The sequence below is a fragment of the Ruegeria sp. HKCCD8929 genome (assembly GCF_013031405.1).
Taxonomy (GTDB): domain Bacteria; phylum Pseudomonadota; class Alphaproteobacteria; order Rhodobacterales; family Rhodobacteraceae; genus Ruegeria.
This window is the reverse complement of sequence record NZ_WPZY01000128.1, coordinates 1-1,434: the sequence shown is the minus strand read 5'-3', so window position 1 is coordinate 1,434 and position 1,434 is coordinate 1. Positions and strand designations below refer to the sequence as shown.

Here is a 1,434-nt window from a genome sequence, read left to right as displayed (position 1 = left end):
GTGTCTGCGCCCTCATCGACGCGGATCCGCACCTGACCTATGCTGAGCCGTTCGTTGGCATGGGCGGCATTTTCCTGCGCCGCCGCAAACAGGCCCGCGCCGAGTTCATCAACGACGCCCAGCAGGACGTCTACAATCTGTTCCGCATCCTGCAGGAGCATTACGTGGCCTTCCTCGACCTGCTGCGGTTTCAGCTGACGACTCAGGCCAACTTCATCCGCCTGGTCGAAACCAATCCGGACACGCTGACCGACATGCAGCGTGCGGCGCGGTTCCTGTACCTGCAGCGCACCGCCTTTGGCGGCAAGGTCTCGGGACGGAATTTTGGGATCTCGCCCGACCGCCCGGCCCGGTTCAATCTGACCACGCTGGAACCGGATCTTGAAGCCCTGCACGAGCGTCTGGCGGGCGTCACCGTCACCTGCATGGACTACGCCGACTTCATCGCGCGCATCGACCGGCCGGGGGCGTTCTTCTATCTCGATCCGCCCTATTGGGGCTGCGAGAACGACTACGGCAAGGCACTGTTCGCGCGGAAGGACTTCGAGCGCATGGCGACACAACTGAGCGATATCCGGGGCAAGTTCCTGATGTCGATCAATGATGTGCCCGAGATCCGCGAGACCTTTGCCGGGTTCCGCATCACCTCGGTCGAAACGACCTATACCGTCGGCAAAACCAAGGACGCCCGTGGCGCTCGGGCCGAACTGCTGATCAGCAATTTCGGGTGGGGTGATTGAGTACCATGCCTTTCAGTCACCCTCGGCCCAAGTCACTTAACGTGCTCTTCAAGAGCATCGAAAATGTCCTGAATGCGTTCGAAGATATACTCTGTGAGAGCCGGTGCATTTTCGTTCCCATCGGTCATTTCAAGCACCATGTCTCTGGCGTATTCCATGGCGGAGGTACGCAGGTTCGAGAAATCGTATCCATTTGGCTGAAGCCTCAGCAGTTCTTCCGCCATCTGTTTTTCGAGGTTTATGTGCAATGCGACCTCCAGAAAGTTCCGCGCTATCGCATCAGGATCAATCGGACCGTTCACTATTCCAACCACTGCGCTCTCCTATTGGTCGAATCAAACACCGGAGCAAATCTACCATGAGTGGTGACAACCTAGAACCCGGCGAACAGGCCATCAAGGACGAGGTTTGGGGCGCGGAATCGCGCGCCATCGAATTCTATCCAGCTCGCAGCCAGTTCATCAACAATGCGCCGCACTGCCACCTCTGGCGGCTGGGGCAAGATGATTTCTGCCCAGAATTGCTTAGGAGTGTCGAGCCGAGGCAGACGCTGGAGAACAGATTTTACGAGGTCTTGAAGGAGACAAGGTAATCATGCCACGCAATCAGGAAACACTCAGCGTCCCAAAGGACGGTGCATATCATCTGTTGTCCGATGGAGCCGTCAGCGGCCTGTCGTTTCAGGTGCTCGCAC

At 57.8% G+C, this 1,434-nt stretch carries 3 protein-coding genes; 2 read left to right on the top strand and 1 reads right to left on the bottom strand.

Annotation, left to right across the window (positions count from 1 at the left end):
* A partial coding sequence (locus tag GOX53_RS29370) for a DNA adenine methylase (protein WP_171182411.1) occupies positions 1–740 on the top strand: 740 nt, incomplete at its 5' end.
* A 32-nt stretch (positions 741–772) separates the two neighbouring features.
* Here the strand turns inward: GOX53_RS29370 and GOX53_RS29365 are convergent.
* On the bottom strand, positions 773–1,054 hold the full coding sequence (locus GOX53_RS29365) for a hypothetical protein (RefSeq protein WP_171182410.1): 282 nt from the start codon (positions 1,052–1,054) through the stop codon (positions 773–775).
* Between the two features lie 44 nt (positions 1,055–1,098).
* On the opposite strand from GOX53_RS29365, the gene GOX53_RS29360 reads away from it, so the two are divergent.
* Complete coding sequence (locus GOX53_RS29360) at positions 1,099–1,332, top strand: hypothetical protein (protein WP_171182409.1); 234 nt, start codon at positions 1,099–1,101, stop codon at positions 1,330–1,332.
* Positions 1,333–1,434 lie beyond the last annotated feature (102 nt).

Coding starts and splice junctions, on each gene's coding strand:
- GOX53_RS29360 (WP_171182409.1), top strand. CDS start 1,099: ATGAGTGGTGACAACCTAGAACCCGGCGAACAGGCCATCAAGGACGAG.